General features: G+C 35.9%; 2 protein-coding genes and 1 pseudogene. All 3 read right to left on the bottom strand.

Features of this window, described 5'->3' with window-relative positions; all coding sequences use genetic code 11:
* Positions 1-117: 117 nt before the first annotated feature.
* Positions 118-1,479 carry a hypothetical protein gene (locus tag GOQ24_RS14535; protein ID WP_160340018.1) on the bottom strand — a complete coding sequence of 454 codons (1,362 nt, stop codon included), beginning with the start codon at positions 1,477-1,479 and terminating at the stop codon, positions 118-120.
* 156 nt (positions 1,480-1,635) lie between these two features.
* Positions 1,636-3,222 (bottom strand): hypothetical protein, encoded by a 1,587-nt coding sequence (locus GOQ24_RS14530; RefSeq protein WP_160340017.1) that lies wholly within the window; start codon positions 3,220-3,222, stop codon positions 1,636-1,638.
* 61 nt (positions 3,223-3,283) lie between these two features.
* A pseudogene (locus tag GOQ24_RS14525) lies at positions 3,284-3,633 on the bottom strand (hypothetical protein); the annotation flags it as partial.

The following is a 3,633-nucleotide window of genomic DNA, read 5'->3' as shown; positions in this document are numbered from 1 at the left end:
GTAAAACTTCTAAGATTCTTTTGTAATTTGCAAGCAAGTTGTCCATAGGTGAATTTTTGGGTAGGATCTTAAATTTACTGCTTATTGTAAGCATGGACAACTCTTTTTATTACTTAATCATAATGCACAACGGGTTGTTACTCTATTTTGTTCATCCTCATCAGCTCTGTATTCTGGCCAATACCAAGAAGCTCTAGTTTGGAATTGAAATTCTCGATTGTTTTTAGAAGTTAATATGTCTTTAGTAAGTGTATTCATATGTAATAAAGCATATTCGGTTCTTGTTGAACCCGTATGAGTTCCAGAACTATATAAGAAAGGAACTTTCTTATTAGGCGCTGCGTTAGTACTGGCAGAACGAGACTCTACGTATTCAATATCGTATAATCTCTTTTTTCGATAACCAACAAATTGATCATCTACTTCTTCGTTTCCTGTTCCTCTAAGTTCAGAAGAAATGCAAATATGTATGTATTGGTTATTACTCCAATGAGGATCACCATCTTCTGCATAAACACTTAATAGGATATAATCAAAATCAGGCAAACGTACAAACTCTGAGTTTTGTCTCACTGTTATGGTACCTGTAAGATTATGGTCATCAACATGGGCCACTGTAATCTGTCCATCTACATTTCCTGGATTTTTAGCCTCACCTAATTGAAAAGTTAGTTTACCGTTTTCTAATTTAGGGGGAATATCCCAATTAAAAACATCTTTAGAGTAACTCAATATTTCCCATTTCTCTTGTCCTCCATAAACAGACACAGCGTTCTGAGAGGTAACTAAACCATCCACTGGACCTACACCAACTTTTAAAAGAGGACTATTAATCACTAACTCAAGGTTGGCTACTTGTAGTTCGGTAGCTCTATCAGGGTTGTTTTTTAAGGTAAAGGTATATGTCTTATTCCCAAAAACTGTATTTGAACGATTAAAGGTCATCGTTGTCGTATTTCCACTCGAGCTTGAGGTCATGGTAGAAGAATCTTCTAAACCAGACACTGTTTCGTCCCATTGAAGTCCTGGTTCACTTGGCGTTATTTCGGCTGTCCCACTAGTTTTGTTTTTAGTTAAATAGACGGTCTTTGGATAGATATTTATGGTGCGAGGAATTAAACCTAAACCACTCCACTTACGGCCATTCCAATGATAAACTCCATTACCATCTCCATTAAAGAGATTGTCGTTAGTATTAAATACTATTAGTCCCGAATGGGCAGAATCTAATTCGGTTTTGTCATATCCAGTCGAAAACATAGGATATAGGTTGTTTACATCCGTTAAGAAAACCCTTGGAAGTAACAATCCTTTATTGGCATTTTCTAAATCAGTTTGATTTGTCTCTAAGTTTTGTAATTGTAATATTGAGCCTGGTGCAGGTATGCCTGGCTTACCTATGATGACCTGTCCGCTGACAGTATCTATAGATAAGAAAAGGCTTAATAGCGCTAATATTGTAGTATATATTTTTTTCATAGTATTGATTTGTATTTTATACATGCAAGTATAAGAACAGCATGTATGTATGCTTACTAAGTTTAAATCCGTGAATTGGTTACATTAGATTAGAAGCGAAAACTCTATATCGGTGTTTTCTCTTGACTAAGGTATTTGCCCAAAGTGAATAGTAATCTAATTTACTCCTTCCATCGGTAAGAATAATCCCGCTTTTTCCACGAAGTCATACTCTATTTCATACAGTGGCTGCGTTAAACGATCTCTAACAGCAGGGTCAGTTACATCCTCTTCACCAGATGCCTTTCGAACGTTTATGTCTTTTTTGGAGAATTGATCTACGAGAATTCCTCCTACAATTTTAGGGAAATCTTGATCTTCATCCCAAACTAACCTACCTCCTTTGTAGAATGTGTAACTTACTGTAGCTTTATTTAGTGAGTCGTCCGTAGCATTTGGTGTTGGCCAAAACCAAGCAGCTCTACTCTGGAACTTGAATTCTCTATTGTGTTCAGATGTTAAAATTTCGTTAGCCAATAAAGACATGTTTAATACAGCATATTTGGGAAGACTATAACTTTCTCTGTGTCGAGAGGTACTTAAGAACTCCACTTTTTTAGAAGGTTTTTTATTTGTATTTGCGTAGCGTTCCATTATAATAACAGGTTCGTTTAAATCGGGATGTTCTTGTTGGTATCCTACGAATTGATAGTCAACTTCTGGATGTCCTGTGCCGCGAACTTCACTCGTTAAACACAATAAAACATATTGAGGATTCATACCTCCATCTTGAGCATAGAGTTCAGCTACAATATAATCGAAATCCGGTAGTCTTTTGAACTCAGAGTTTTGTCTAACAGTAATTTTTCCAGTTAAGGATTTGTCGTCTATATGCGCTACTATAATTTCGCCTTCTATGTTTCCTGCCATCTTAGCCTCACCTAGTTGAAAAGTTAACTTTCCATCTTCTAGTTTCGGAGGTATATCCCAGTTAAAAACGTCTTTAGAATAACTAATTACTTCCCATTTTTCTTGTCCTCCATGAGCTGTAACAGCGTTGCTTGATTGTACAATTCCATTTTTATCTCCTACACCAACTTTAAAAAGAGGAGTGTTAATCACTAACTCAAGGTTGGCAACTTGCAGTTCGGTAGCTCTATCAGGGTTGTTTTTTAAGGTAAAGGTATATGTCTTATTCCCAAAAACTGTATTTGAGCGATTAAAGGTCATCTTCTTTATATCTCCATTTGAATCAAGAGTCATAGTAGAAGAGTCCTCTATATCAGACACTGTTTCATCCCATTGAAGCCCTGGTATACTTGGAGCTATTTCGGCTGTCCCAGTAAGTTTGTTTTTAGATAAGTATACTATTTTTGGTGAGACATTAATGGAACGAGGAGTTAACCCTATACCATTCCACTTCTTACCACTCCAACTGTAAACACCTTTTCCGTCCCCATTAAAGAGGTCCTCATTAACGTTAAAAACAAGTAAGCCTGCATGAGCAAGATCTTGTTCTGTTTTATCATACCCTGGTGCGAACATAGGGTAAAGATTGTTTATATCGGTAAGCTTAACTCGAGGTAATAGCAATCCCTTGTTTGCGTTGATTAAGTTCGTAGCGTTTGACTCGATATTCTGTAGTTGTAATATAGAGCCTGGCATCGGTACTCCTGATTCTCCCATAGTAACCTGCCCCACAGAAACATCTATTCTGAAGAAAAGAATTAATAGGAGGAAGGAAATCAAGTATTTATTTTTCATAGCAAAAGTTTTCTTTTTTTTTTAATGTTATTACAGCAGAATAACATGATACACTTTTTAATTATAGATTAAGATCTAGATTGGTCCATTTAGATCCGTCCCAAACGTAAATTCCGATACCTTTTCCGTTAACTAAGTTTTCATTGACATTAAAAACGAGTAAACCCATATGTATTGGATCTAATACACTTTTGTTATACCCTGTTGCAAACATTGGGTATAGGTTGTTTATGTCTGTCAGATTAACACGTGGTAATAACAGTCCTTTATTGGAATTAGTTAAGTCGTTCGGTTGGTCAGGTAAGTTCTGAATTTGTAATAGTGTACCTTGTTTTGGTAACACTTTTTCTCCAATGACTATTTGTGAAAATGACGTATATGAATACAGAACAAAACACAAAAGTAAGAAGG

The organism is Myroides sp. LoEW2-1 (genome assembly GCF_009767705.1).
GTDB classification, from domain to species: Bacteria; Bacteroidota; Bacteroidia; order Flavobacteriales; family Flavobacteriaceae; genus Flavobacterium; species Flavobacterium album_A.
The sequence above is the reverse complement of the archived record's forward strand: the minus strand, read 5'-3'. Positions and strand labels throughout refer to the sequence as shown.

Excerpts from the sequence above, each read along its gene's own strand:
- GOQ24_RS14535 (WP_160340018.1), bottom strand. The coding sequence starts at position 1,479 with ATGAAAAAAATATATACTACAATATTAGCGCTATTAAGCCTTTTCTTA.
- GOQ24_RS14530 (WP_160340017.1), bottom strand. The coding sequence starts at position 3,222 with ATGAAAAATAAATACTTGATTTCCTTCCTCCTATTAATTCTTTTCTTC.